The sequence below is a fragment of the Duganella sp. Root336D2 genome, assembly GCF_001425005.1.
Lineage (GTDB): Bacteria > Pseudomonadota > Gammaproteobacteria > Burkholderiales > Burkholderiaceae_D > Rugamonas.
This window is the reverse complement of the sequence record NZ_LMDB01000037.1, coordinates 245,015-270,151: the sequence shown is the minus strand read 5'-3', so window position 1 is coordinate 270,151 and position 25,137 is coordinate 245,015. Positions and strand designations below refer to the sequence as shown.

The following is a 25,137-nucleotide window of genomic DNA, read 5'->3' as shown; positions in this document are numbered from 1 at the left end:
TTTTACCTCAAGACCACCCTGCCGAACGAGGTGTCGGTCCGGGCGCCGCTGGCCTTGGGCGAGATGCCGAAACGACAAGTTTGCAGCCAGCTTACCGCATCGCGCACCACCGCGGCATCGAAATGCGCCGCCTCCGGCACGATACGCCGGGCCTTGCCCTCGGCGTCGACCAGGAACCGCAGCTTGATGGAGGCGCGGCCATCGGGCCGCTGGTCGAGGTTATCGTAGCGCAGGAAGCGCTGCGACGGGCCGCAGCTGCCGGGCAGCAGCATGGGCCGCAGCGGCGCCGGGCCTTCCAGCGTCCAGGCGTACTGCAGCGGGAAAACCGTGTCCTCGCGTGCCGCGGCCAGGCCCGGTTTGAAGCGGCAGCGCGCCAGGCCGGCCAGCGCCGCCTGGTCCAGGATGCCCCAGCCGCTGCCCTGCCTCACCTGCGCATTGCGCACGGCGCCGTCGGCGCCAAGCTGGAATTGCAGCGTGGTCGTGCCCTCGACTTCATAGCGCACGGCTTCGCGCGGCCACTCAGGCAGGGTGCAGCTGGCCGGCGTGGCCAGCGATTCATAGGGAAAGGCGCTGGCAGCGGCCAGCGCAAGCAACAGCGACAGCATCTCAGATCTCGGCCAGGGCCTTTACATGGGCGACCACGCTGCGGCCCAGGGCCGACAGGTTGTAGCCGCCTTCCAGGCAGCTCACGATGCGGCCATGCGCATGCTGGCGCGCGACCTCCATCACCTGCTGCGTCATCCACGCGTAATCGGCTTCCACCAGGCCCATGCCGCCCAGGTCGTCCTCGCGGTGGGCATCGAAACCGGCCGAGATGAAGATCATCTGCGGCTTGAAGGCATGCAGCGCAGGCAGCCACTTCTCCTGCACCAGCGCGCGCACCGTGTCGCCCTTGGATCCAGCCGGCACCGGCACGTTGACGCGGTTGGGCGTCTCCGGCAGCACTTCGCAATAGGGATAGAAGGGATGCTGGAAAAAGCTCACCATCAGCGCGCGCGGCTCGTCGAGCAGCGCTTCCTCGGTGCCGTTGCCATGGTGGACGTCGAAGTCCACCACCGCTACGCGCTCCAGGCCGCGCACCTCGAGCGCATGCTTGACGGCGATCGCCACATTATTGAACAGGCAGAAGCCCATCGGCTCGGTCGGTCGCGCATGGTGGCCCGGCGGGCGCACGGCGCAGAAGGCATTATCGATTTCACCGTCGATCACGGCATCGGTTGCGGCCACCGCGGCGCCGGCGGCGCGGCGCGCGGCTTGCCAGCTATGGGCATTGAGCGAAGTGTCGCCGTCGATCGGGTAGTACTGGCCAGCCGAAGGCAGGTGATCGCGCACGATGGCGATGGCGTTGGCGCTATGGTTGCGCGCAATCGAAGTCTCATCCGCCAGCGGTGCGTCGCGGTGCTGCAGCAGGTCGTCGATGTGGGCATTGATCAACTGGTCGGCAATGGCTTGCAGGCGCGCCGGACATTCGGGATGCCAGTCGCCCATTTCGTGGCGCTGGCAGTCGGGATGGCTGTAAATTGCTGTGCTCATGAATCGCGTTCTCGCATAGAATGCGAGTAATCTACCATGCGGCGCCAGCTCCACCAAACCACGTACCAAAACCATGTATACCAAATTACACGCCGTAGCGCGCCAGGTCGGACAGGTCATCGTCGGCAAGGAGCTGCAAATACGGCAGTCGCTGACCTGCCTGCTGGCTGGCGGCCACCTGTTGCTGGAGGACTTGCCGGGCGTCGGCAAGACCACGCTGTCGCACGCCCTGGCGCTGTCGCTGGGCCTGCAGTTCAACCGTATCCAGTTCACCAGCGACCTGCTGCCGGCCGACGTGGCCGGCGTTTCGATCTATGAACGCGAGCTGAATGCCTTCAGCTTCCATCCCGGCCCGATCTTCACGCAAGTGCTGCTGGCCGACGAAATCAACCGCGCCACGCCGAAGACCCAATCCGGCCTGCTGGAAGCGATGGAGGAACGCCAGGTCTCGGCCGATGGCGTCACCCGCCCGCTGCCCGAACCGTTCTTCGTGATCGCGACGCAGAACCCGACCCACCAGGTCGGCACCTTCCCGCTGCCGGAATCGCAGCTCGACCGCTTCCTGATGTGCATCTCGCTCGGCTACCCCGACGCTGCCGCCGAACGCGCGCTGCTGATGGGCGAAGACCGGCGCCAGATGCTCAAGCACCTGGCGCCGTCCATGACGCCGGCCGAATTGTTCGCCGCCCAGCAGGCGCTGCGCCAGATCCACGCCGCGCCGGCCCTGATCGATTATGTGCAGGCGCTGGCGCAGGCTTCGCGCCAGAACGGTTTCTTTGCCGAAGGCCTGAGCCCGCGCGCCGCGCTGGCCCTGCTGCAGGCGGCGCGCGCCTGGGCTGCGCTGGAAGGCCGCGACCACGTCATGCCGGAAGACGTGCAGGCCGTGCTGGTGCCGGTCTGCGCCCACCGTTTGCGGCCGCTCAAGTCTTCGCACGGCACCGCGCTGGCCAGCCGCGACCTGGTGCTGCAACTGCAGAAATCGGTAGCGGTATAAGCCATGCTTGCTCCAGCGAGGAGAATGCTTGACCGCTGGCTGTTCCAGCTGAAGGAAAAGGAAGCCGGCGAAGTGCAGCTGGTGATGCGCCGCGTCTTCATCCTGCCGACCAAGCCGGGGATCGCCTTTGTCGGCCTGCTGTTGATCATGCTGGTCGGCTCCATCAACTACAACCTGGGCCTTGGCTTCGTGCTGACCTTCTTCACCGGCTCGTGCGCCATCGTCGACATGTACATGACGGCCAAGAACCTGGCCTTCCTGCACCTGGCGCCGGGCCGTGCCCAACCGGTGTTCGCCGGCGACGAAGCCCAGTTCGAACTGCTGGTGCGCAATGCCACGCCGCGCGACCGCTATGCGCTCTGGCTCGGTTTCCAGGACGAAGGTGAGCCGCGCCAGGCGATCGACGTCGCCGCCAAGGGCAGCGCGGCCGTGGTGCTGTCGCGCCCGACGACGCAACGCGGCTGGCTGGCCGCGCCGCGCGTGCGCCTGTTCACCCGTTTCCCGCTTGGCCTGTTCGGCGCCTGGTCATATTGGCAGCCGGATTTGAAAGTGCTGGCCTATCCGCAGCCGGAAACGGCGCCGCCGCCGCTGCCGACCACCGGTGCGGCGCGCGAAGACGGCTACGGCACCGTGGGCCTGGATAATTTCTCCGGCATCCGCAGCTACCAGCCGGGCGACCCGATGCGCCACCTTGCCTGGCGCCAGATCGCGCGCCTGCACCCGGCCGACGGCGGCAACCTGGTGAGCAAGCATTTCGAAGGCGGCGCAGTATCCGACCTGCTGCTGGACCTGGGCGCACTGCCGCAGCAGCTCGATATCGAAGTACGCCTATCGCGCCTGACCGCCTGGGTGCTGGAAGCGGAGCGGCGCACCCTGCCTTATGCCCTCACCATCGGCGGCCGCGAGATTGCACAAGGCCTGGGCGAAGCGCATTGCGCCGAATGCCTGCGGGCGCTGGCGCTGTACGGCAAGGAGGGCGCATGATTGCCGGCCTGTCGAACATGGCCGGCCGCCTGACGCGCGACAAAGCCGATACCTTGCTGCTCCTGCTGGCGGCGGTGATGGTGCTGGCGCCCCACTTCGGCCACCTGCCGCTGTGGACTTCGGCCACGGTCTGCCTCACCCTGGCCTGGCGCGCCGCCATTACCCTGCGCGGCAGCCGCCTGCCGCCAATGTGGCTGCTGCTGCCGGTATCGCTGCTGGCCATGGGCGGCGTCTACCTGACCTTCCGCACCCTGCTCGGGCGCGAACCGGGCGTCACCATGCTGACCCTGCTGCTCACCTTCAAGCTGCTGGAAATGCACGCGCGGCGCGACCTGTTCGTGGTGATCTTCCTCAGCTTCTTCCTGCTGCTGACGAATTTCTTCTACTCGCAATCAATCCTCACGGCGCTGGTGATGATCGCCACCATCATCGTACTGCTGTCGGCGCAGATTACCTTCCAGCTTAGCGGCGCCGTGCCGCCGCTGGCCGCGCGGCTGAAGCTGGCCGGCCGCATTTTCCTGATTGCCGCGCCGCTGGGCGTGCTGCTGTTTGTCGGCTTCCCGCGCATCCAGGGGCCGCTGTGGGGCCTGCCGGGCGATGCCGCCGGCGGCAAGAGCGGCATGTCCGACAGCATGTCGCCCGGCTCCATGACCAACCTGGCGTTATCGGAAGAAGTGGCATTCCGCGCGCAGTTCTTTGGCGCCGCACCGCCGCCGGAACAGCTTTACTGGCGCGGTCCGGTGCTGAGCAACTACGACGGGCGCGCCTGGACCCGCATCGGCCGGCCGCTGCATCCGGTGGCCCAGGTGCGGCTGGCGCGGCAACTGAGCTGGAAAGGGCCGGCCTATCCTTACGAGGTGACACTGGAACCGGGCCGCCGCCAGTTCCTGTTCATGCTGGAACTGAGCGAGCCTGGCCCCAACATCGATGGCGCGGGCGCCGCTTACACCGCCGAACTGGAACAACTGGTGGAGGCCAGCAGCGACAAGCGCCTGCGCTACAGTTCCGTGGCGCACCCGGCTTACCTCGCACAGCCGGCTCTTGAACCGCCGGCGCTGGAGACCTGGCTGCAGCTGCCGCAAGGCTACAACCCGCGCACCTTGCGCTATGCGGCCCAGATCCAGGCGCTGCGCGCCGAACGCGGCGACGATGCCGCCATCGCCGCCGTGCTGGACATGTTCCGTAAAGGCTTCGAATACACGCTGGAACCGGGCCGGCTGGGCCGCGATGAAATCGACGAATTCCTGTTCGATTCGCGCAAGGGATTCTGCGAACACTTTTCCGGCTCCTTCGTCTACCTGATGCGCGCAGCCGGCCTGCCGGCACGCGTGGTGAACGGCTACCAGGGCGGCGAACAGAATCCGGTCGACGGTTATTACACGGTGCGCCAGTCCGACGCCCATGCCTGGAGCGAAGTCTGGCTCGGTCCCCAGCGCGGCTGGACCCGCATCGACCCGACCGCCGCCGTGGCCCCGGAGCGCATCCGCAGCAGCCTGGCGCAGGCCTTGCCGCGCGCAGCGCCTTTCGGATTGCAAGGCTTGGCCGACCTGGCGCGCGACAAGAGCTCGTGGCTGGCGCAGATGCGTTTTGGCCTCAGTGCGATGAATAATGCTTGGAATCAATGGATCCTCGATTACAATCCAATGAGGCAGCAAGATTTCCTTAGAGAACTGGCCGCAGCCTTTGCCGACTGGCGCTTGCTGGCCGGACTGGCCCTGTGCGCAGCACTAGTGCTGTTGATGAAATACCGCCGCACCGAACGCACGCGCGATCCGGTCGATGCGGCCTACCGCGCCTTCTGCCGCCAACTGGCGCGGCATGGCTTGGACAAGGCGCCGGACGAAGGCCCACTGGGCCTGGCCCATCGCGTGCGGCAGTCGAACCTGCCGCGCGAGAAAATAGCGGCCATGACAGCATTCCTGGAGCTGTATGGCGCGCTCAAATACGGCGTACCAGCGGCGCAAAAGGATAACCCGGTCGCACGACTGCATAGTTTGCTGAAGCAATCCCGATGAGATTTTCAAAAAAATTCCCCACCACCGCGCTGGCCGTGGCCTGCCTCGGCCTGGCCTTGGCGCCGGCCGCCGGCGCCGCCGTCCACAAACCGGCCAAGGTTAAAAAAGCAGCGAAGAAACCGGCCCTCGATTACAGCGGCGAATTCGTCAACTTCGGCCAATGGAAAGAGGTGCAGCAGTTCATGGGCGAGCTGGAACTGAAGCACGGCGTGCCGATTGCAGAATCGGAAAAGCTGTTCCTCGAACTGCGCTATATCGACGCGGCGGTGCAGCTGGTCAAGCCGGCGCCGCCGGGCAAGCCGAAGAACTGGCAAGCCTACAGCAGCCGCTTCATCGAGCCCAGGCGCATCAATGCCGGCGCCGAGTTCTGGAACGCCAACCGCAGCACCCTGGCGCGGGCCGAGGCTCAGTATGGCGTGCCGGCGGAAATCATTGTCGGCATCATTGGCGTAGAAACCATCTACGGCCGCGACATGGGCAGGTTCCGCGTGCTCGACGTGCTGGCCACCCTGGCCTTCTCTTATCCGCTGGCGCCGAACCGCGAAGTGCGCATGGAATTCTTCCGCAGCGAACTGGAAGCGGCCATCGTGTCGTCGCGCCAGGCCGGGATCGATCCCTTGTCGCTGACTGGCTCGTATGCGGGCGCCGTGGGCATGCCGCAATTCATGCCGGGCAATATCTATAAGCTGGGCGTCGACTTCGACGGCGACGGCAAGGTCGACCTGCGCAATTCGCCGGCCGATGCGATCGGCAGCGTCGCCAATTTCCTGGTTGCGCACGGCTGGAAGCGCGACGATCCGCCGCGGCTGGCTTATCCGGCAACCGTATCACCTGAGCGCGGCTGGGAAAAATATCTTGGCGGCGGGCTGGAAGCCCAATACAGCGGCGCCGACCTGCTGGCCGCGGGCGTGCACCCGGACGCGGACCTGCCGCCGGGCCTGTACGGCCTGGTTGATCTGCAGAATGGTTCCGACCCTACCGAATACTGGGTCGGAAGCAATAATTTCTTTTCAATCACAAAGTACAACCGAAGTTATTTCTATGCCATGTCCGTAATCGAACTCGGCCGTGCAGTAAAGCTTTCAATGAAGGAAACTTTGTAACTGCGTGTAACTTGTGTGATATACAAGAGTGTAGAATTACCCTAACACAAAAATTCAGGTAGAATTCTCTCAGAATGTTGCGATAGGACAACGCGTTTCGAGAGCAATATACTATTTTTTGTTGCACGCAAGTACTGCTGACCGCTCTGTTGTACAATTGTGTATATATTATGAAACTTGTTAAACAGGAATCCGTCTCAGGATTTGGGTCGTTAGCAGGACAACTTTAGAGAAGGAACAGAAGACATGACCAACCAAGTCGGTAATGATATGAACAGCGAGTCGGAAGGCGATGATCTGCTGCAGTACAACCCGAACCGTCTGCTCGACACCCTGATCGAAAACCTCCGACTGAAGAACGATGCGGCCCTGTCGCGCGCTCTGGAAGTCGCACCGCCTGTGATCTCCAAGATCCGCCACCACCGCCTGCCGGTTGGCGCATCGCTGCTGATCCGCATGCACGAGGTTTCCGACCTGAGCATCCGTGACCTGCGCTACCTGATGGGCGACCGCCGCAATAAGTTCCGCATCAGCGACAAGCAGTTCAAGCCGAAAGAAGGCGTCGGCTCCGAAAACAAGGGCTGATGCCAGTCCTTGGTTTCCCCTCCCCGCCCGGGGAGGGGAAGCGTGGCTTCGCTTATGCCGGGAACACCCCGGTCGATAAATAGCGGTCGCCGCGATCGCAGACGATGAACACGATCGTCGCGTTTTCCACTTGCTGCGAAATGCGCAGTGCAATCTCACAGGCACCCGCTGCCGAAATCCCGCAGAAGATACCCTCTTCAGCAGCCAGCCGGCGCGCCATGCGTTCCGCCGCCGCCTGCGACACGTATTCCACCTGGTCCACGCGCGCCTTGTCGTAAATCTTTGGCAGGTAGGCCTCCGGCCATTTGCGGATACCCGGGATCGACGAACCTTCTTCCGGCTGCGCGCCGATGATGCGCACATTCCCGTTCTGCTCCTTGAGGTATTGCGACACCCCCATGATGGTGCCGGTGGTGCCCATGGCCGATACGAAGTGCGTCACGCGGCCTTCGGTATCGCGCCAGATTTCCGGACCGGTGGCTTCGTAGTGGGCGCGCGGGTTGTCGCCGTTGGCAAACTGGTCGAGGATGATGCCCTTGCCATCCTTCTGCATCTGCTCGGCCAGGTCGCGCGCGTATTCCATGCCGCCGGTTTTCGGCGTCAGGATGATGTTGGCGCCGTAGGCGGCCATGCTCATGCGCCGCTCTTCGCTCAGGTTTTCCGGCATCAGCAGGATCATTTTGTAACCGCGGATGGCAGCGGCCATGGCCAGTGCGATGCCGGTATTGCCGCTGGTCGCCTCAATCAGGGTGTCGCCCGGCTTGATCTGGCCGCGCTCTTCGGCCCGGCGCAGCATCGACATGGCGGCGCGGTCCTTGACCGAACCGGCCGGGTTGTCGCCTTCCAGCTTGCCGAGGATGATGTTGCCGCGCGCGGCCGCTTCCGCGCCGGGGATGCGTACCAGCTGCACCAGCGGCGTGTTACCGATGGTATCGGCGATTGTTTTGTATCCCATGGTTCCTGCTGTGTAATGTTCTGTCAAACGACCATTTTATCCGCTTCGGCGGCGAGGTGCAGGGACATGAAGACATAGCCCTGGCTTTCGCCATCGATCCGGAACAGGTCGGGAATCTCGCCCGTCTGCACGAACCCGCACTTGCGGTATAGCGCGCGGGCCGGGGCGTTGCCCGTCAGGACCTCCAGGTCGACCCATTCCAGGCCCTGCCCGCGCGCCCATTCGGCTGCCGTTTTCACCATCGCGGCGCCAAGCCCGTTGCGGCGCGCGGCGCGGTGCACGCCCATGCCCAGCAGGCAGCGATGGCGTGCCGCTGCTTCGGGCCGCGAACGCAGGTCGATGTGTCCCATGATTTCCCCTTCGCGCAGCGCGCCCCAGACCCGGCGCCAGCCTTGCTGGCCAAAGCTGGCCAGCAGACCGGTACTGAAGCCGTTGATCTTCTCCGGCGGGAAGCCGGCGCTGGTGCGCGACATGGGCTGGAACAACGGGGCGCCATCACGCCCGTTATCGAGCAGGTGGTCGTTCAGATAATGGAAGAAGGCGGCCAATTCTTCTGCTTGCAGCGGCCGGATGGTAAAGGTCATGGTAAATCATAGCAGGCCGGGGTAATTGCATTAAACTACATGCATTAATAGAGGAGCCTTTCCCCATGAGCGACACCGAAGTCATCTCCATGCCGTCCACGCTGGAGAGCCGCAGGCACCAGGTCAACCCGGTGCTGACCGAGCAGGAAATCAAGCGCCTGCACCGCTTCGGCACGGTGCGCCAGTATGCGCGCGGCGTGCGCATTCTCGAAGCCGGTCACACCTGCTTTGGCCTGATCATCGGGCTGAAAGGTTCGATCACGATCTGCAAATATGACGGCCTTGGCAACTCCGAATTCCTGACCGAGCACGGTCCCGGCGAATTCACTGCCGAGGTATCGCAGCTTTCCGGGCGCCCTTCCCTGGTCAACGCCACCGCCAAGGACGATGTCGAGGTGCTGGAAGTGTCGCCGGAGAACCTGCGCGCACTGGTGATTGCGGAAGCGGAGCTGGGCGAGCGCATCGTGCGCGCCCTGATCCTGCGCCGCGTCGGCCTGCTGGAGACCGAAGGCGGCGGCCTGGTGCTGGTTTCCCCGCCCGGAAATGCGGCCCTGTTCCACTTGCGCAGCTTCTTGAGCAGCAACGGCTACCCCTACCGCATCCTTGATCCGAAAGACGACGAACAGGCGCGCGCGCTATGCGAATACTACGAACCGGGTCCGGAAGACTGGCCGCTGGTGGTATGCCCGGACGGCGTGGTGAAAAAAAACCCAAGCAACGCGGAAGTCGGCTATTGCATCGGCCTGCTGCCTGAAATCGACACCGAAAAGCTGTGGGATGTAGTGGTGGTCGGCGCCGGACCTGCCGGCCTCGCGACGTCGGTGTACGCCGGATCGGAAGGCTTGTCCGTGCTGGCACTGGAACAGCGCGCCTACGGCGGCCAGGCTGCCGCCAGTGCGCGCATTGAAAACTATCTTGGCTTCCCGACCGGCATTTCCGGCCGGGCCCTGGCCGGCCGCGCCTTCGTACAGGCGCAGAAGTTCGGCGTGGAGGTCGCGATCCCCGCCCCGGCCACGCGCCTGCTGTGCGACAGCTGGCCGCTGCGCGTGGAAATCGCCGGCGGACAGGTGGTGCGCGCCAAGACCGTGGTGCTGGCCAGCGGCGCGCGCTACAAGCGCCCTGCCCTCGACAATATCGGCGAATTCGAAGGGCGCGGCATATACTTCTGGGCTTCGCCGATCGAGGCCAAGCTGTGCAAGTCGGAAGAAGTGGTGCTGGTTGGCGGCGGCAACTCCGCCGGCCAGGCGGCGGTTTTCCTCTCCGGCTTTGCCTCCAAGGTGCATATGGTGATTCGCGGCTCCGGCCTGAAGGCCACCATGTCGACTTACCTGATCGACCGCATCAAGGCGACGCCGAATATCGAGCTGCACACGCATACCGAGATCACTGCGCTGGAAGGCAATGATGACGGCCTGTCCAAGGTCAGCTTCCTGTGCAAGGAGACCGGTGCAGTCGATAGCTGCGACGTATGCCGCCTGTTCCTGTTCATCGGCGCCGACCCGAATACGGCCTGGCTGGCCGATTGCGGCGTGGAGGTTGACGCGCAAGGGTTCATCCGCACCGGCTTCGACGCCATCAAGGACCAGTGCCGCGCCAAGATGACGCTGGCCGATGCGCCGCAGCGCGCTCCGCTGGAAACCAGCGTGCCGGGCGTATTTGCCATCGGCGACGTGCGCTCGGGCTCCACCAAGCGCGTCGCCGCAGGTGTCGGCGAAGGCGCGGCCGTGGTGTCGCAGATTCACGCCTTCCTGGCCAACCTGCCTGTCACATCCCCTTGAAACGGTGCTGGAAGCGCTGGCTGACCGGCAGCCGCGCTCCATGCCCGCGTAAAGTAAGCCACATCGCGTTGTCGCCGTCGCGCACGGCGGCGGCAATGCGCTTCACCGCTACCACGTAGCTGCGGTGGACCTGCCAGAATCCCGCTCCTTCCAGCGTTCCAGCGAGCTCCTTGAGCGGCGTGCGGATGTGCGCCTCCAGTCCCTGCGCCACCACGCGCGTGTACTTGTCCTCAGCGACAAAGTACAGGATGTCGGACAGGTCGATGAAGTGCACCGCCTGCCCTACCGACGCCTGGATCCATGAAGGCGCCTGCGTCCCGGCGGTCGCGGACAGCGCGCTTGCCGCGCGCACGTCGGCAGTGATTCGGCGCAAATCCGGCGGCGGCAGCAGCACCCGCTCGCGCAGCCGCCCGACTGTGCGCGCCAATCGCGCAGCATCGACCGGTTTCAGCAAATAGTCATGCGCGCCCTGCTCGAATGCGGCCAGCGCATGCTCGTTGTATGCGGTGACAAACACCACGTGCGTGCGCGAGCCGAATGTGGCCGCGAGCTGCAGCCCATCCAGTCCAGGCATGCGGATATCAAGGAAGGCCACGTCCGGCGCCAGTTCGCGTGCCAGCCGCAGCGCCTCGAAGCCGTCCGCAGCATCGGGTAAAAGCTCCGCCTCCGGCCACAGCGCGGCCAGCAGCTCGCGCAGCTCCGCGCGCAGCAGCGGTTCGTCATCGGCGATCAGGATGCGTGGTTTCATGCGCGCCCCTCGACCGGCAACAGCAATTCCGCCTCAGTGGCGCCGTCGGCTGCCTGCCGCAGTTCGAAAGCGGCCCGGCCGCCGTACAGCGCCTGCAGCCGTTCCCGTACATTGCGCAGCCCGACTCCGCTGCCCAGCAGCGTCGTGCCCTGCCCGCGCTGCAGCCCCCCACCGTCGTCGCGCACGATGATGCCCAGCCTGCCGTCGCCGCGCAGCGCCGCCGCGACGCTTACGCATACGGCGCCCGGTTTCGGTTCGACACCGTGCTGCACCGCGTTTTCCACCAGCGACATCAACATCATCGGCGGGACCGGCAGGCTGCCCAGGTCCCCAGGGCAATCGAGCCTGGTCGCAAGCCGCGCGCCGAAGCGGATTTCCATCAGGGCCAGGTAATGGCCCGCCAGCTCGCACTCGCGAGCCAGCGTGGATGACGATGTGCGCATGTCGGGCAAAGCGGTGCGCAGGTAGGCAATCAGGTGATCCAGCATTTCCACCGCGCGCTCCGGCGCATGGCGCGCCAGGTAGCGCGTATTGGCCAGCGTGTTATAGAGGAAATGCGGTTCCACCTGCGCCTGCAGCGACTTCAATTCCGCCTGCAAAGCGGCGCGCTGCAGTTCCGAAATTTCGAGGGCGCGCGCCTGGCGATGGGCATACATCAGCGGAACTGCCAGTACAACGGTTCCGAAAGCCAGCGCACTGCCCAGCATTTGCGCCGGCGACAGCGCCAGCAGCAGGAAATAGCCTGTCCCCTTGATGTAGGCCTGCATCGCAACGACAGCAGCGATCAGCTGCAGCAGTGGCTGGGCTGCCCAGCACCAGGTCCAGCCAGCCTTTGGCGGCAGCATCCAACGCAGTGCGTGCGCGCCGGCCAGCACGATGGCTGCGTCGAGCAGGAGCGCGCCGAACAAGGCAAGCCGGTCATAAGAGCCGGCAAAGACGGCCAATCCAGCCACCAGCAAGAACATTCCCGCACTGGAAGCGCCTTCCCGCAGGTTCACGGACAAGAGTTGGCGCAATGCGGCATGAGGTCCATTCTGCATCTTACAGGCTCGGATTGGTGTGCTGCGCGCGCCAGTACTCGCGCGGCGGCATTTTGTCGACGGGTACGTTTTTGTCGACCACTTCCATTTTGAGGTCATCGATCCAGACAGTGCCGCCGCCTGCGCCATTCACGCCAAACAAAACGAAGTCCGCGTGCTCCGCAACATCCAGCGTAACGCTGCGCAATTGCCAATCGGTAGTGCCCTTGATCGGCTTGTCCTGGCTATTGTAAAAACCATCCATCTCGCCGTTTTCCAGATCCACCCGCATCCACAAGCCACTCCAGGCACCGATGCTGTCGGTGCGGACCTGTGCCGAGAAGCGCACGCGCTTGCCGCGGTACTTGTCGGCAGCAACGGTCTGCATCAGCGTAGCCCATGCCTTGCGATCATCTGTTTTCGCGCGCAGGAATTTCGCGAAGCTGCCGCGCCGGAAGCCATTGGGGTCGGCGCCTATTTCATAGAGGTCCGGGTTTTCACCGGCGAGGTACCAGCTCTTGTCCAGGCTTGCGGTTGGCTGGGCCAATGCCAGCAAGGAAACTGAAGCGACAGCGGCGAGGAAAACAACATGGGGTTTCATGGGGCGGTAGTTTCTCATGGCATGACGACATTGTCATGTCCATAACTCTGCCCCAGGCCGCAGGCGTCGGGGGAAGCATGCGATGAACGCTTCACCTTGCCGATAAATGGCGCCGCCTGCGGATTAATGCAGCAAGGTTCCGGCTATTTTCGAGCGGCTTCCTTGCGCGGAGCGGCGCCTTCGCGCGACTTGCCATTGACCATCAGCCCGGCCTCCGACAACTTCATGGCGTTCTTCTCTCCTATGCCTTTGACGCGCTGTTCCAGGTCGGCCCAATCCTTGAACTCCCCTTTCGCGCGTTCCGCCATGATGGCTTTGGACTTGGCCGGACCGATACCCTTGACGCTATCGAGTGCGGCCTGGTCGGCTTTGTTGACGTCAACCTGGGCGAATGCCATGCCCATGCAAGCGACCAGCGTGGCGACGGCGAGCACTAATTTCCTGATCATGATTGCCTCCATAAGTGGACACGAGAAGACCTCGTTCAGCCACAACGCGGCCCGCGCCATCCGGCTGACACGGGCCGCGCGCTATTTGAGGCAGATCAATCAACGCACAACTAATTCCACACGACGGTTCTTGGCCCGGCCTTCGTCGCTGGCGTTGCTGGCCACCGGCGCCATATTGGCGACACCACGCGGCATCATGCGGTTGGCGGGAATGCCGTACTTCGAGGCCAGCGCATCAGCCACGGCCTGCGCGCGCTTTTGCGACAGCGCCAGGTTGGCATCGAACTCGCCCTGGTCGTCGGTGTGGCCGACGATGAAGACTTTCATCTTGGGCTGCGCCTGCAGGGCCTTGGCCATCTGTTCCAGCTGCTCGCTCGATTGCTCGCGGATCACGGCCTTGTTGGTGTCGAAGGTCACGCCATACAGCGCCACCTTGCCATCGCGCTGCAAGCCCTCCTGGATGGCGCGCGTATCGACAGTGACCTTGCCGCCTTCCATCACCGTCGGTTCGACGATCTGCACGAACTGGCGCACGCGCTGGTAGTCCGTGTATTCGGACAGCGCGACCATTACATAGGTATTGCCGCCAGGTCCAGCCTTGGCTGCGCTGACCAGGTGGAAGCGCGGCTGGTTGGCGCTATTGAAGGTACTGCTGACATACGCGTCGAACGACTTCCAATGCACTTCGCGCGGCAGCTCCTGCACCAGGTGCTGAACCTTGGCCTTCTCGCATTGGTCGGTCTCGCAGGCGTACAGGATCTTGAAACCGGCAGCGCTCAGCGCCTGCTGGTAGTTGCGGTGGATTTCCAGCGCACTGCGCCCTTTCGGCCCCCAGTAATAGCGGTTGGCCGTCTTGCCTTCCACCTTGTGCAGCACCGGCTTGCCTGCCTCGGCATCGACAACCCGGGCCTGGCCCAGGTTCTCACCGCCGTACATATAGAGCATCGAACCCTCATAGCGGTGCAGCAACGGGTGGTCGCTGCCGCCGGCAATGTCCTTGCTGAAGTTCGGCTGGGCGTAGGCCTGGAAGGAAAGCGCTGCCAGGGCGGCAAAAAGAATGGTTCGCATGGTATCGGCATCCGTTTGGAGGGATTGCCAATATAACAAAAACGCGACAATTGGCGCGCAAATTCGAGATTGCAATGACGCAACGAAACCTGCGGTGCCATACTTATATTTTTTGCAACCGAGATCAGCATGCGATCATTAGCTGCCCTGAAATCCGACCTGATGCGCATCGCGCTGTATGCGGTGCTGTCGCTGGCACTGGTTCCAGGCATTACCTTTGTGTTCAGCGGCCACGTCCTCAAAACGTGGGACGGGGAATTCCTTGAATCGATCGAAGGCGACATGCGCAAAGCCAACGTCGCCCTGGCGGAACGCGAGCAGGTGCTGGCGCGCTTCCGTGCCGATCCACCCTCCACGGTTTGCGGCAACAGCGACCCGGCGATGGCCGAGTACCGCTCCCGCGCCTGCGAATCATGGGGCCATCAATGGCAATTCTACTGGGCGCACAACATCTCGCTGATCATGCTGGTTGGCGGCGTGCTGCTGGCAGCCCTGGTCGCCCTGCTTTGCCTGGCGGCGCAGCGCGGCCGCGACGCCCAGTACCGCAGCCTGTTGCTGGGACAACGCCTGCTGTCCTGGTCGGGCTCCTTTGAAGTGGTGGCGCAAAACGCCATGCTGGCCTGGCTTTCGTTCTGGCTGACCGCCTGGTTCTTCCATATGTATTCGATCAAGCTGGTGGCCATTACCGGCATTGCCGCCGCAGCCGCCGCGCTGCTGGCCGTCACGCAGATCTTTGCGCGACCCAAATGGAAGTTCGAAGTGGAAGGTGAACTGGTGCGTGAACAGGATGCACCGGCACTGTGGCAGCGTGTGCGCGGCCTGGCTGGGATGCTGGGTACCGCCCCGCCACGCCAGATCATCGGCGGCATCGACACCAACTTCTTTGTCACCGAAAGCCCCATCGTGCTGGGCAACGAAACGATCGACGGCCGCACGCTGTTCGTCAGCCTGCCGTTGCTGCGCGTGCTGGACCAGCGCGAAGCCGACGCCGTGCTGGCGCACGAACTGGCGCACTTCAGCGGCGGCGACACCGAGCGCAGCGCAAAGCTCGGACCCGCCCTGTCGCAATTCGACGGCTACCTTGGCGCCATGCGCGGCAACTTGATGACGCTGATCGCCTACTACCCATTGGCGCTGTACCGCACGGCGCTGGAACTGGGCTTGATGCGCGAAAGCCGCGAGCGCGAATTCCTCGCCGACCGCGCAGCGGCGCAGGCGGTATCGGGACGTCCGCTGATTTCGGCGCTGATCAAGATCTCCGCCTATGGCAATTACCGCGGCCACATCGAGGAAGACCTGTTCCAGCGCAACGACCGCCACGAAGGCGAAATCGGCATCGCCACTTACGTGGCGCAGGGCCTGAAGCCTTTCGCCTGTTCCGAGCAGTTCCAGGATGCGATGCAGGGCGCGAACGTACCGCACCCATTCGACTCGCACCCCAAGCTCAGCGAACGCATGGAAAATGTCGGCAGCCCGATTCCAGGCACCCTGTTTGGCGCTGTGGTCGCAACGGCGGTAACGAACAGCTGGCACAGCGAGATCCTGACGGCGGACGCCATCGAAGGCCGCTTATGGAATGCCTACGAATCTCGTTTCGCCAAGGCGCACGAGCACACCCTGGCGTACCGCTACCGCCCATCCGATGACGCGGAGCGCGCGATCGTGCTGAAGTATTTCCCGCCGCGCGATTTCGGCCCGATCGTGGTGGCGTATGAAGGCATCACCGTGAACGCCGACCAAAGCATTTTCGGCTGGGAGCAGGTCACGAACATGAACTACGAGGACGGCTTTGGCGGCGACGTCCTGACGCTGACCCTGGCCGATCCGGACAGCGGCAAGAGCAAATCGAAAAAGGTGAAGTTGCCAGGAGTGAAGCCCCAGCGCGATGAGCTCAAGCAAGCGCTGGGCATGTACAAGCACCGCCACGAAGTCTCGCGCCAAAGCTCAATTTAGGCGAATAGTTCGTCGCGGGTGACGGTGGCGGTGCCGAGCTTGCCAACCACGATGCCGCCTGCGCGGTTGGCGGTGTCGACGGCGTCTTGCCAGCCGGCGCCGGAGCCGAGCATGGCGGCCATCGTGGCAATCACGGTGTCGCCTGCGCCGGAGACGTCGAACACTTCGCGGGCGCTGGCATGTACGTTGAAGATGCCGTCGTCGGTGAACAAGGTCATGCCCTCTTCCGACCGGGTCAGCAGCAGCGCGTCCAGCGACAGTTCGGCGCGCAGGTTCTGCGCCTTGGTCACCAGTTGCTCTTCGCTGTTCCAGGAGCCGACGATGCGTTTCAGTTCTGATTTGTTGGGAGTCAGTACGGTGGCGCCTCTGTAAGGCGAGAAGTCGTCGCCTTTCGGGTCGACCATCACGATCTTGCCGGCCGCGCGCGCGGTGGCGATCATTTCGGCCACATCGACCAGGCCGCCCTTGTTGTAGTCGGACAGCACAATCACGTCGTATTCCGGCAGCAGGGTCTTGAATTGCACCAGCTTGTTGCGCAGCACAGCGTCGCTTGGCGGTTCTTCGAAGTCGATCCGCACCATCTGCTGCTGGCGGCCGATCACGCGCAGCTTGATGATGGTGGAGATGGCGCTGTCGTGCTTCAGGTAGCTGTGAATGGCGCCGCTTTGCAGCAGCTGCTCCACTTCCGTGCCTGCTTCGTCGGCGCCGACGATGCCCAGCAGGCCGGCATGCGCGCCCAATGCCGCGGCATTGCGTGCGACGTTGGCGGCGCCGCCCAGGCGGGCTTCGCGGCGTTCGATGCGCACCACGGGAACCGGGGCTTCCGGCGAAATCCGGCTGACGTCGCCGAACCAGTAACGGTCCAGCATGACGTCGCCGGCGACCAGGATGCGTACTTTGTCGAGTGCGGGCGCTTTGCTCATATTCAGTTCATCACGTTGAGTTCTTCGGTGCGGCGCGGCGGGTAGGAATCCCAGCGGCTGCATCCCGGGCAGTGCCAGTAGAACTGGCGGGCTTTGAAGCCGCAGTGGCTGCACTGGTAGCGGGCCAATTTTTGCGTGTAGCCGTGCACCAGGTTTTTCACCATCGACAGTTCGGACAGCACCGAGGCCGGCGCATCCATCATGCGCGCTTCCAGCAGCTTGTCGAGGCCGAGCAGGGTCGGGGTGCGGCGCAGTTCATCGAGCACCACCTGCTTGGCGGCGTCCACGCCATCGAGTTCGATGACGGTCTTGAACACCACTTCCAGCAGGTCGATCGAGGACGCCTGTTCCAGGTAGGATTTCAGCAGGCTGACGCCTTCCTGCGGGCGGCCCACCTTGCGGTAGCCGTCCATCAGGCGGGTTGCCACCAGCGCGGTGTGCGGTACGGATTGCTGTTCGACGCGGCGCCAGGTAAGCAGCGCGGCTTCGGTATCGCCTTTGGCCAGCTGCGCGTCGCCGCACAGGATGGTGGCGCGTACGCTCGAACGGTCCGCTTGCAGCGCCTGTTCCAGCAGGCTTTCCGCTTCGTCGGGCTTCATGTGCACCAGCGCGTCCTGCGCCAGTTCACAGTAGAACTGCGAGATTTCTTTCTGGCGCGAGCCGGCGCCGGCTTCCTGCAGCGCGAGCGCGGCTTCGATGGCGCGCTTCCACTCTTTCTCGCGCTGGTAGATTTCCAGCAGCGCCTTGCGGCCCTGCACTGCGTAGGAAGTGTCGAGCAGGCGGGTATAGGTCTCTTCGGCGCGGTCCAGCAGGCCGGCCTTCAGGTAATCCTGGCCCAGCTCATATTCGGCGTGGGCGCGCTGCTCGGCCGGCAGGTCGGGACGCGACAACAGGTTCTGGTGCACGCGGATGGCGCGTTCCGTTTCGCCGCGGCGGCGGAACAGGTTGCCCAGCGCGAAGTGCATGTCGGCGGTTTCCGGATCGAGCTTGACGATCTCGATGAAGGAGTCGATAGCCTTGTCCGGCTGGTCGTTCAGCAGATGGTTCAGGCCGCGGAAGTAGCCGCGCGGCAGGGTGCGCGATTCGGACACCACGGCGCGGATGTCGACGCGTGCGGCGATCCAGCCAAGGGCAAACATAGCTGGGATGCCCAGCAGCCACCAGAGTTCAAAATCCATGTTTTTTCTTAGTGCTGGGTGTTGATGCTATCCGGCAGCGGGCGCTCGTTCACTTGCATGGCCGCGCTCTGCAGGGATTGGATAGTGGATTTCTGCTTGTTCGATTCGCGGCGCTGGCGGAACAAGGTAGGAGTCAGCGCGAGGATGCACAGGGCGGCGCCGGCCACGAAAAAGGCCAGCAGCATCAGCACCAGCGGGCCGCGCAGCTCGTAGTTCAGGAACAGGTGCAGGTCGACTTCCTGCGTATTTTTCAGGGCAAAACCAAAGAACAGGACAAACAGGACAACGCCGAAGGCGGTGGAGATGAATTTCATCGTCAGTTCCAAATTAAAAAGGGGCAGGCAAATGCCCGCCCCTTCATTCTACTGTGCCAGAGACTCAGTCCTCAATGATCGGTTGCCCGACCATCGCATCGACCCGCTCGCGCAGCTGCTTGCCAGGCTTGAAATGCGGCACCCGTTTTTCAGGGACCATCACTTTGTCGCCGGACTTAGGATTGCGTCCAATGCGTGGCGGCCGCGAATTCAGGGCGAAGCTGCCAAAACCACGGATCTCGATGCGCTGGCCGTCGGCCAAAGCGTTGGTCATCGCATCGAGAATGGTCTTGACGGCGTACTCCGCATCTTTGGCCACCAGCTGAGAGTAACGCTCAGCCAGGCGGTTGATCAATTCGGACTTAGTCATCTAAGTGCTCGTAGATTAGTTCTTGTTGTCGAACTTGGCTTTCAGCAGCGCGCCCAGGCTGGTGGTGCCGGAAGCGGCGCTGGAGTCAGCAGCCATCTTCGACATCACTTCAGCGGTGTCCGCACTGTCTTTAGCTTTGATCGACAGCTGGATCGAACGTGCCTTGCGATCGATGTTGATCACCAGGGCTTCCACGGAATCACCAACCTTCAGGTGGGTGCCGGCATCTTCCACGCGGTCGCGGGAGATTTCGGAAGCGCGCAGGTAGCCTTCAACTTCTTCGGACAGCTGGATCACGGCGCCTTTTGGCTCAACCGACTTAACGGTACCGGTAACCAGGGAGCCCTTGTCGTTCATGGCTGCGTAGTTGTTGAATGGATCGCCTTCCAGTTGCTTGACGCCCAGGGAAACGCGCTCGCGCTCAACGTCGATTGCCAGAACAACGGCTTCCAGTTCGTCACCTTTCTTGAACTTGCGTACGGCTTCTTCGCCGGACTCGGTCCAGGACAGGTCGGACAGGTGCACCAGGCCGTCGATGTTGCCTGGCAGGCCGATGAACACGCCGAAGTCGGTGATCGACTTGATTGCGCCCTTGACCTTATCGCCCTTCTTGTGGGTCACGCCGAAGTCGTCCCAAGGGTTTGCCTTGCACTGCTTCATGCCCAGCGAGATACGACGACGCTCTTCGTCGATTTCCAGGACCATGACTTCAACTTCGTCGCCCAGCTGCACGACTTTGTTAGGAGCCACGTTCTTGTTGGTCCAGTCCATTTCCGACACGTGAACCAGGCCTTCGATGCCTTGTTCAACTTCAACGAACGCACCGTAGTCGGTCAGGTTGGTGACTTTACCGAACAGGCGGGTGCTCTGTGGGTAACGACGGGACAGGCCGGTCCAAGGATCGTCGCCCAGTTGCTTCACGCCCAGGGACACACGGTTCTTCTCTTGATCGTACTTCAGGACCTTAGCGGTGATCTCTTGACCAACGGTCAGCACTTCCGATGGGTGACGCACACGACGCCATGCCAGGTCGGTGATGTGCAGCAGGCCGTCGATGCCGCCCAGGTCAACGAACGCACCGTAGTCGGTGATGTTCTTGACGACGCCGGTAACCACGGTGCCTTCTTTCAGGGTTTCCATCAGTTTCTGACGCTCTTCGCCCATCGAAGCTTCGATGACGGCGCGGCGGGACAGAACGACGTTGTTACGCTTGCGGTCCAGTTTGATAACCTTGAATTCGAGGGTCTTGCCTTCGAACGGGGTGGTGTCTTTAACTGGACGGGTGTCTACCAGCGAACCTGGCAGGAAAGCACGGATGCCGTTGGTCAGAACGGTCAGGCCGCCCTTGACTTTGCCATTGACGGTACCAACGACGATCTCGCCGGATTCCATTGCTTTTTCCAGTGCCAGCCACGATGCCAGGCGCTTGGCCTTGTCACGCGACAGGATGGTATCGCCGAAACCATTTTCCAGCGATTCGATGGCCACGGAAACGAAGTCGCCTACTTTGACTTCCAGTTCGCCTTGGTCATTCTTGAATTCTTCAACAGGAATGAAAGCTTCCGATTTCAGGCCGGCGTTAACGATCACAAAATTGTGGTCCAGACGCACGACTTCAGCGGAGATCACTTCGCCAGAGCGCATGTCTTGACGCGACAGGGACTCTTCGAAGAGGGCTGCAAAACTTTCCATTATTTATTTCCAGGTTAGCCAGTAAGACCCGCACGATGCGGCTTCAACTGGGTTGAGGGTTGAACAAGAACAGCTATTTATTTATGGGTGGCGGTCCACCATTTCAACACCTGCTCGGTCGCTTCATCAGCGTTCATGGCAGACGTATCGAGGAGGAAAGCACCCTCTGCCGGCGCCAGCGGCGCAATGGCCCGGTTCATATCCCGGTCGTCGCGCGCTTTCAAATCCATCAGCAGGTCTTGCATACTAGCAGAAATTCCCTTTCCGATCAATTGCTTATAGCGGCGATCGGCGCGCGCTTCGACGGAGGCGGTCAAAAACACCTTGAGGGGGGCGTGCGGGAAGATGACGGAGCCCATGTCGCGGCCGTCGGCGACCAGGCCGGGGGTCTTGCGAAAGCTCAGCTGCAGGCCGTACAGGGCCTGGCGCACGGCCGGCAGGGCAGCGATTTTCGATGCCGTATTGCCAACTTCCTCGGCGCGGATGGCGTCGGTGACGTTTTCTTGCGACAGGTAGACGGCGTCGCCGGCGAAATGGATGTTCAGGTGCTCGGCCAGCTTGGCCAGGGCATGCTCGTCGTTCAGGTTGGTTTCGCGGCGCAGGGCCTGCAGCGCGGTCAGGCGGTACAGGGCGCCGGAATCGAGGAGGTGGAAGCCAAGCTTGTCCGCGACCTTGTGGGCCACGGTGCCCTTGCCGCTAGCGGTCGGGCCGTCGATGGTGATGACTGGGATGTTCGATGTTGGCATATGGTTAATTATTAAACCGGTAAACCCGGGTACGACCCAAGGGTCGGACCCGCCGTATCCGCAGTCTGCGGCTTCGGAGGAGTCTGACCCTTGGGTCAGACCCAGGTTTACCGGTTTTGGCTAAAAGTTAAACGCTACCACGCTTCGCGATCGACGCGAACGCGGTGAAATACTCGGGGAAGGTCTTGGCGACGCATTTTGGATCATTGATGCGAACCTTGGCGCCCTTGCGGATGAACCCATCCAGCGAAGCCAGCGAGAAGCACATCGCCATGCGGTGGTCGTCATAGGTATCAATCGCGGCCGGCAGCAGCACCGCCGGCGGGGTGACGGACAGCCAGTCAGCCCCCTCCTCCACCTTCGCGCCCAGCTTGCGCAACTCGGTCGCCATCGCCGACAGGCGGTCGGTTTCCTTCACGCGCCAGGAAGCGATATTGCGCAAAGTCGTAGTACCTTCCGCATACAGCGCCGCCACGGCAATCGTCATCGCCGCATCCGGAATATGGTTGAAGTCCATATCCACCGCCTTCAGCGGGCCATTTGCGCTGGCTTCAATCCAGTTGTCGCCCATCACGATGGTCGCCCCCATCTGCTCCAGCGCCTGCGCAAAGCGCACGTCGCCCTGGATCGAGTTGTTGCCCACGCCCTGCACCCGCACCGGGCCGCGGCCAATCGCGCCGGCAGCCAGGAAATAGGAAGCGCTTGAGGCATCGCCTTCGACGTGGATGGCGCCCGGGCTCTTATAGGTCTGCCCGGCAGGGATGGTGAACGACGCCCAGCCATCCTGCTCCACCACGGCGCCAAAGCGGCGCATCAGGTTCAGGGTGATTTCAATATAAGGCTTGGAAATCAGCTCGCCTTCCACCTCGATGGTCACGGCATGCTCGCGCGCCATCAGCGGCGCCACCATCAGCAGCGCGGTCAGGAACTGGCTCGACACATCGCCGCGCACCGACAGGCGCTGCGACTTGAACTCGCCGCTGCGGATGTGCAGCGGCGGGTAACCCTTGTTCATCGTATATTCGATGTCGGCGCCGGCGGCATTCAGCGCGTCGACCAGGTCGCCGATCGGGCGCTCGTGCATGCGCGGCACGCCGTGCACCTTGTAGTCGCCGCCGATCACGGCCAGCGCCGCGGTCAGCGGACGGATCGCGGTGCCGGCGTTACCCATGAACAGGTCGGCGGTGCGCAGCGGCCAGCGGCCTTTCACGCCCTGCACTACGTGCACCGTGCTTTCGCCCTCGCGATGCTCGGTCCACTCGACGCCCAGCGAGCGCAGTGCAGCCAGCATCACGGCGGTATCGTCGGAAGCCAGCAGGTCGATAACGCGCGTCTCGCCTTCGGCCAACGCGGCCAGCAGCAGGATGCGGTTGGAGATGGATTTCGAGCCTGGCAGGCGCACCGCGCCTTCGGCTCGCGCGACCGGCAGCAGGTCGAGGTAATGCGGATAATCAGTCATGCGTGTTCCTTATTCTGCCGCCGCATCTTTCGGCTGCGGCGGCTCAGCCGCCTCGATGGTCTCGATCCATTGCCGGCGCGCGCGCTGCGCGTTGACGTAGGTGGCTTCCAGGGCGGCGGCGTCGCCAGCGGCGAGGCTGGCGCGCAAGCGGGTTAATTGTGCCAGATAAGCATCCAGCTCAGTCAGGAGTGCGGCCTGGTTGGCGAGGCTGATGTCGCGCCACATTTCAGGCGAGCTGCCGGCGATGCGGGTGAAGTCGCGGAATCCGCTGGCAGCATATTGGAACAGCAAATCCGAGTGGGGCTTGCGTTCGATGTCGTCTACCAGCGCGTAGGCCAGCAGGTGGGGAAGATGGCTGACGGCGGCGAACACTTTGTCGTGCTCTTCCGGGGTCAGGGTATGGATGATGGCGCCGCAGGCTTTCCAGGCGCTGGCCACGCGCTCGACTGCGGCGGGGTCGTTCTCGGCCAGGGGCGTGAGGACGGTTTTCTTGCCTTGGTACAGGTCGATGATGGCGGCGTCGGGGCCGTTGGTTTCGCGGCCGGCGATGGGGTGTCCGGGAATGAATTGGCGCACTTTATCGCCCATGACGGCGCGGGCGGCGGCCACCACGTCGGATTTGGTGCTGCCGGCGTCGGTGACGATGGTGCTGGCGTCGAGGTGGGGCAGGATCGAGGCCAGGATGCGGGCGGTTTGCGCCACTGGCGCGGCGAGCAGGATCAGGTCCGCGCCGGCAATTGCTTCCTCAAACCGGTAGCCGGCCGGTGTCTGACCCTGCGGGTCAGACACCGCTTTACCGGTTTCGGCGGCCGAGTCGATGATGCCCAACTCGAGCGCCCGCGACAGGAACGCCTCCGAGCGATCAACGCCAACGACATGCTTAACAGCGCCAGCCGCCTTCAGCGCCCGCGCAAACGAGCCGCCGATCAGGCCAACGCCGAAGATAACAACCTTATTAAGCACGATCCTCCGCCAGCGCCTTGCGCAGCGCAGTAATCAGCACCGCATTCTCCTGCGGCAGGCCGATGGAAATACGCAGCCACTGCGGCAGGCCGTAGTTGCCCACCGGGCGCACGATCACGCCCTGCTTCAGCAGCGCCAGGTTGATACGCGCACCGGCCGCGTCATCCGAACCAACGCGCACCAGGACGAAGTTGCCGTACGACGGCACAAACTCCAGCCCCATATCCTTGAACGCTTCCACGAACTGCTCGTAGCCCGCGGTATTGTTGGCAGCCGACTTGGACAGGAATTCCTTGTCGTTCAGCGCCGCAATCGCAGCAGCCTGCGCCAGCGAATTCACATTGAACGGCTGGCGAATACGGTTCATCAGGTCAGTCACTTCCGGCTGCGCCAGCGCGAAGCCTACGCGCAGGCCGGCCAGGCCGTACGCCTTGGAGAAGGTGCGCGACACCAGCAGGTTGGGGTACTTCTTGACCCAGGCTGCCGACTCGTACTGGTCTTCCTTCTTCAGGAATTCGTTGTAAGCCTCGTCCAGCACGACCACCACGTTCGCCGGCACCTTCTGCAGGAAAGCTTCAATCTCGGCGCCGGTGACGAACGTGCCGGTCGGGTTGTTCGGGTTGGCGATGAACACCAATTTGGTATCCGCTTCAATGGCGGCAGCCATCGCATCCAGGTCGTGGCCGTGGTTCCTGGCCGGCACCACGATATGGCGCGCGCCGATACCCTGGGTCGCCAGGGCGTACACGGCGAAGGAGTACTGCGAGTACACCACGGACTGGCCGCGCTCGACGAAAGCGTGGGCGGCGATTTCCAGGATGTCGTTGGAGCCGTTGCCCAGGGTGATCCAATCCATCGGCACGTCGTAGCGCTTGGACAGCGCCATTTTCAGGTCGAAGGCATTGGCATCAGGGTAGCGGCCCAGTTCAGCGGCGGCAGCGGCCATCGCCTTCTGCGCCGATTCCGGCACGCCGAACGGGTTTTCGTTCGATGCCAGTTTAACGATGGATTCTTCCTTCAGGCCAAATTCACGTGCCACTTCGGAGATAGGCTTGCCAGCCTGGTAAGGGGCGATTGCGCGAACGTATTCAGGGCCGTAAGTCTTGGACATGGATCTAATCAC

Annotated in this window: 25 protein-coding genes; 7 read left to right on the top strand and 18 right to left on the bottom strand. The window is 63.1% G+C overall.

Translation table 11 applies throughout. The features are described 5' to 3' along the window. Window positions 1-2 precede the first annotated feature (2 nt). Both ASD07_RS25660 and ASD07_RS25655 read right to left on the bottom strand, forming a co-directional pair. Window positions 3-605: an energy transducer TonB gene (locus ASD07_RS25660; protein WP_055937152.1), complete on the bottom strand. Its 603-nt coding sequence runs from the start codon at window positions 603-605 to the stop codon at window positions 3-5. A 1-nt stretch (window position 606) separates the two neighbouring features. Continuing rightward, window positions 607-1,533 (bottom strand): histone deacetylase family protein, encoded by a 927-nt coding sequence (locus tag ASD07_RS25655; protein WP_055937149.1) that lies wholly within the window; start codon window positions 1,531-1,533, stop codon window positions 607-609. Between the two features lie 73 nt (window positions 1,534-1,606). Between ASD07_RS25655 and ASD07_RS25650 the strand changes: the two genes are divergently transcribed. From ASD07_RS25650 to ASD07_RS25630, 5 genes are all read left to right on the top strand, one after another. Beyond that, window positions 1,607-2,527 (top strand): MoxR family ATPase, encoded by a 921-nt coding sequence (locus ASD07_RS25650; RefSeq protein WP_055937146.1) that lies wholly within the window; start codon window positions 1,607-1,609, stop codon window positions 2,525-2,527. Window positions 2,528-2,551: 24 nt separating this feature from the next. Next, window positions 2,552-3,511: a DUF58 domain-containing protein gene (locus ASD07_RS25645; RefSeq protein WP_229207286.1), complete on the top strand. Its 960-nt coding sequence runs from the start codon at window positions 2,552-2,554 to the stop codon at window positions 3,509-3,511. Further along, a complete protein-coding gene (locus ASD07_RS25640) occupies window positions 3,508-5,526 on the top strand; it encodes a DUF3488 and DUF4129 domain-containing transglutaminase family protein (RefSeq protein ID WP_055937140.1) in 2,019 nt (672 codons plus the stop codon). Before ASD07_RS25645 ends, ASD07_RS25640 begins: the two co-directional genes overlap by 4 nt. Further along, window positions 5,523-6,629, top strand: a complete 1,107-nt coding sequence (gene mltB / locus ASD07_RS25635) for a lytic murein transglycosylase B (RefSeq protein WP_055937137.1) — start codon at window positions 5,523-5,525, stop codon at window positions 6,627-6,629. The genes ASD07_RS25640 and mltB overlap by 4 nt, the downstream gene beginning before the upstream one ends. Window positions 6,630-6,875: 246 nt before the next feature. Next, the gene (locus tag ASD07_RS25630) at window positions 6,876-7,214 is read left to right on the top strand and encodes a hypothetical protein (protein ID WP_055937134.1); all 339 of its coding nucleotides are present in this window, start codon (window positions 6,876-6,878) and stop codon (window positions 7,212-7,214) included. 52 nt (window positions 7,215-7,266) lie between these two features. On the opposite strand, the gene cysM is transcribed toward ASD07_RS25630, so the two are convergent. Both cysM and ASD07_RS25620 read right to left on the bottom strand, forming a co-directional pair. Then, window positions 7,267-8,169 carry a cysteine synthase CysM gene (gene cysM, locus ASD07_RS25625; protein ID WP_055937131.1) on the bottom strand — a complete coding sequence of 301 codons (903 nt, stop codon included), beginning with the start codon at window positions 8,167-8,169 and terminating at the stop codon, window positions 7,267-7,269. Window positions 8,170-8,192: 23 nt separating this feature from the next. Further along, entirely contained in the window at window positions 8,193-8,753 is a 561-nt protein-coding gene (locus tag ASD07_RS25620) for a GNAT family N-acetyltransferase (RefSeq protein ID WP_055937128.1), read from the bottom strand. A 65-nt stretch (window positions 8,754-8,818) separates the two neighbouring features. On the opposite strand from ASD07_RS25620, the gene ASD07_RS25615 reads away from it, so the two are divergent. Continuing rightward, the gene (locus tag ASD07_RS25615; RefSeq protein WP_055937125.1) at window positions 8,819-10,531 is read left to right on the top strand and encodes an FAD-dependent oxidoreductase; all 1,713 of its coding nucleotides are present in this window, start codon (window positions 8,819-8,821) and stop codon (window positions 10,529-10,531) included. Here ASD07_RS25615 and ASD07_RS25610 read toward each other — a convergent pair. From ASD07_RS25610 to ASD07_RS25590, 5 genes are all read right to left on the bottom strand, one after another. Continuing rightward, window positions 10,518-11,279, bottom strand: a complete 762-nt coding sequence (locus tag ASD07_RS25610) for a LytTR family DNA-binding domain-containing protein (RefSeq protein ID WP_055937122.1) — start codon at window positions 11,277-11,279, stop codon at window positions 10,518-10,520. The genes ASD07_RS25615 and ASD07_RS25610 overlap by 14 nt on opposite strands. Beyond that, on the bottom strand, window positions 11,276-12,319 hold the full coding sequence (locus ASD07_RS25605) for a sensor histidine kinase (RefSeq protein ID WP_055937119.1): 1,044 nt from the start codon (window positions 12,317-12,319) through the stop codon (window positions 11,276-11,278). The genes ASD07_RS25610 and ASD07_RS25605 overlap by 4 nt, the downstream gene beginning before the upstream one ends. 1 nt (window position 12,320) lies before the next feature. Further along, window positions 12,321-12,899 carry a hypothetical protein gene (locus ASD07_RS25600; protein WP_055937116.1) on the bottom strand — a complete coding sequence of 193 codons (579 nt, stop codon included), beginning with the start codon at window positions 12,897-12,899 and terminating at the stop codon, window positions 12,321-12,323. A 143-nt stretch (window positions 12,900-13,042) separates the two neighbouring features. Beyond that, on the bottom strand, window positions 13,043-13,348 hold the full coding sequence (locus tag ASD07_RS25595) for a helix-hairpin-helix domain-containing protein (protein WP_055937549.1): 306 nt from the start codon (window positions 13,346-13,348) through the stop codon (window positions 13,043-13,045). 99 nt (window positions 13,349-13,447) lie between these two features. After that, complete coding sequence (locus tag ASD07_RS25590) at window positions 13,448-14,416, bottom strand: OmpA family protein (protein WP_055937113.1); 969 nt, start codon at window positions 14,414-14,416, stop codon at window positions 13,448-13,450. 129 nt (window positions 14,417-14,545) lie between these two features. Between ASD07_RS25590 and ASD07_RS25585 the strand changes: the two genes are divergently transcribed. Continuing rightward, window positions 14,546-16,369 (top strand): M48 family metallopeptidase, encoded by a 1,824-nt coding sequence (locus tag ASD07_RS25585; protein WP_082507562.1) that lies wholly within the window; start codon window positions 14,546-14,548, stop codon window positions 16,367-16,369. Here the strand turns inward: ASD07_RS25585 and rfaE1 are convergent. The 9 genes from rfaE1 to hisC all read right to left on the bottom strand — a co-directional run bounded on the left by rfaE1 (window position 16,366) and on the right by hisC (window position 25,125). Beyond that, window positions 16,366-17,292: a D-glycero-beta-D-manno-heptose-7-phosphate kinase gene (gene rfaE1 / locus ASD07_RS25580; RefSeq protein WP_055937107.1), complete on the bottom strand. Its 927-nt coding sequence runs from the start codon at window positions 17,290-17,292 to the stop codon at window positions 16,366-16,368. The genes ASD07_RS25585 and rfaE1 overlap by 4 nt on opposite strands. Window positions 17,293-17,294: 2 nt before the next feature. After that, window positions 17,295-18,470: a lipopolysaccharide assembly protein LapB gene (lapB, locus tag ASD07_RS25575; RefSeq protein ID WP_055937103.1), complete on the bottom strand. Its 1,176-nt coding sequence runs from the start codon at window positions 18,468-18,470 to the stop codon at window positions 17,295-17,297. A gap of 8 nt (window positions 18,471-18,478) precedes the next feature. Further along, on the bottom strand, window positions 18,479-18,784 hold the full coding sequence (locus ASD07_RS25570) for a lipopolysaccharide assembly LapA domain-containing protein (protein WP_055937100.1): 306 nt from the start codon (window positions 18,782-18,784) through the stop codon (window positions 18,479-18,481). A gap of 64 nt (window positions 18,785-18,848) precedes the next feature. Continuing rightward, on the bottom strand, window positions 18,849-19,154 hold the full coding sequence (locus ASD07_RS25565; protein ID WP_028100433.1) for an integration host factor subunit beta: 306 nt from the start codon (window positions 19,152-19,154) through the stop codon (window positions 18,849-18,851). Window positions 19,155-19,169: 15 nt separating this feature from the next. Then, window positions 19,170-20,846, bottom strand: a complete 1,677-nt coding sequence (gene rpsA / locus ASD07_RS25560; protein ID WP_055937096.1) for a 30S ribosomal protein S1 — start codon at window positions 20,844-20,846, stop codon at window positions 19,170-19,172. A gap of 77 nt (window positions 20,847-20,923) precedes the next feature. Continuing rightward, window positions 20,924-21,592, bottom strand: coding sequence for a (d)CMP kinase (cmk, locus tag ASD07_RS25555; protein WP_055937093.1), 669 nt, complete (start codon window positions 21,590-21,592; stop codon window positions 20,924-20,926). 127 nt (window positions 21,593-21,719) lie between these two features. Further along, window positions 21,720-23,051, bottom strand: a complete 1,332-nt coding sequence (aroA, locus tag ASD07_RS25550) for a 3-phosphoshikimate 1-carboxyvinyltransferase (protein WP_055937090.1) — start codon at window positions 23,049-23,051, stop codon at window positions 21,720-21,722. Between the two features lie 9 nt (window positions 23,052-23,060). Beyond that, on the bottom strand, window positions 23,061-24,014 hold the full coding sequence (locus tag ASD07_RS25545) for a prephenate dehydrogenase/arogenate dehydrogenase family protein (RefSeq protein WP_055937086.1): 954 nt from the start codon (window positions 24,012-24,014) through the stop codon (window positions 23,061-23,063). Further along, a complete protein-coding gene (hisC, locus tag ASD07_RS25540; protein ID WP_055937083.1) occupies window positions 24,007-25,125 on the bottom strand; it encodes a histidinol-phosphate transaminase in 1,119 nt (372 codons plus the stop codon). Before hisC ends, ASD07_RS25545 begins: the two co-directional genes overlap by 8 nt. Window positions 25,126-25,137: the final 12 nt, after the last annotated feature.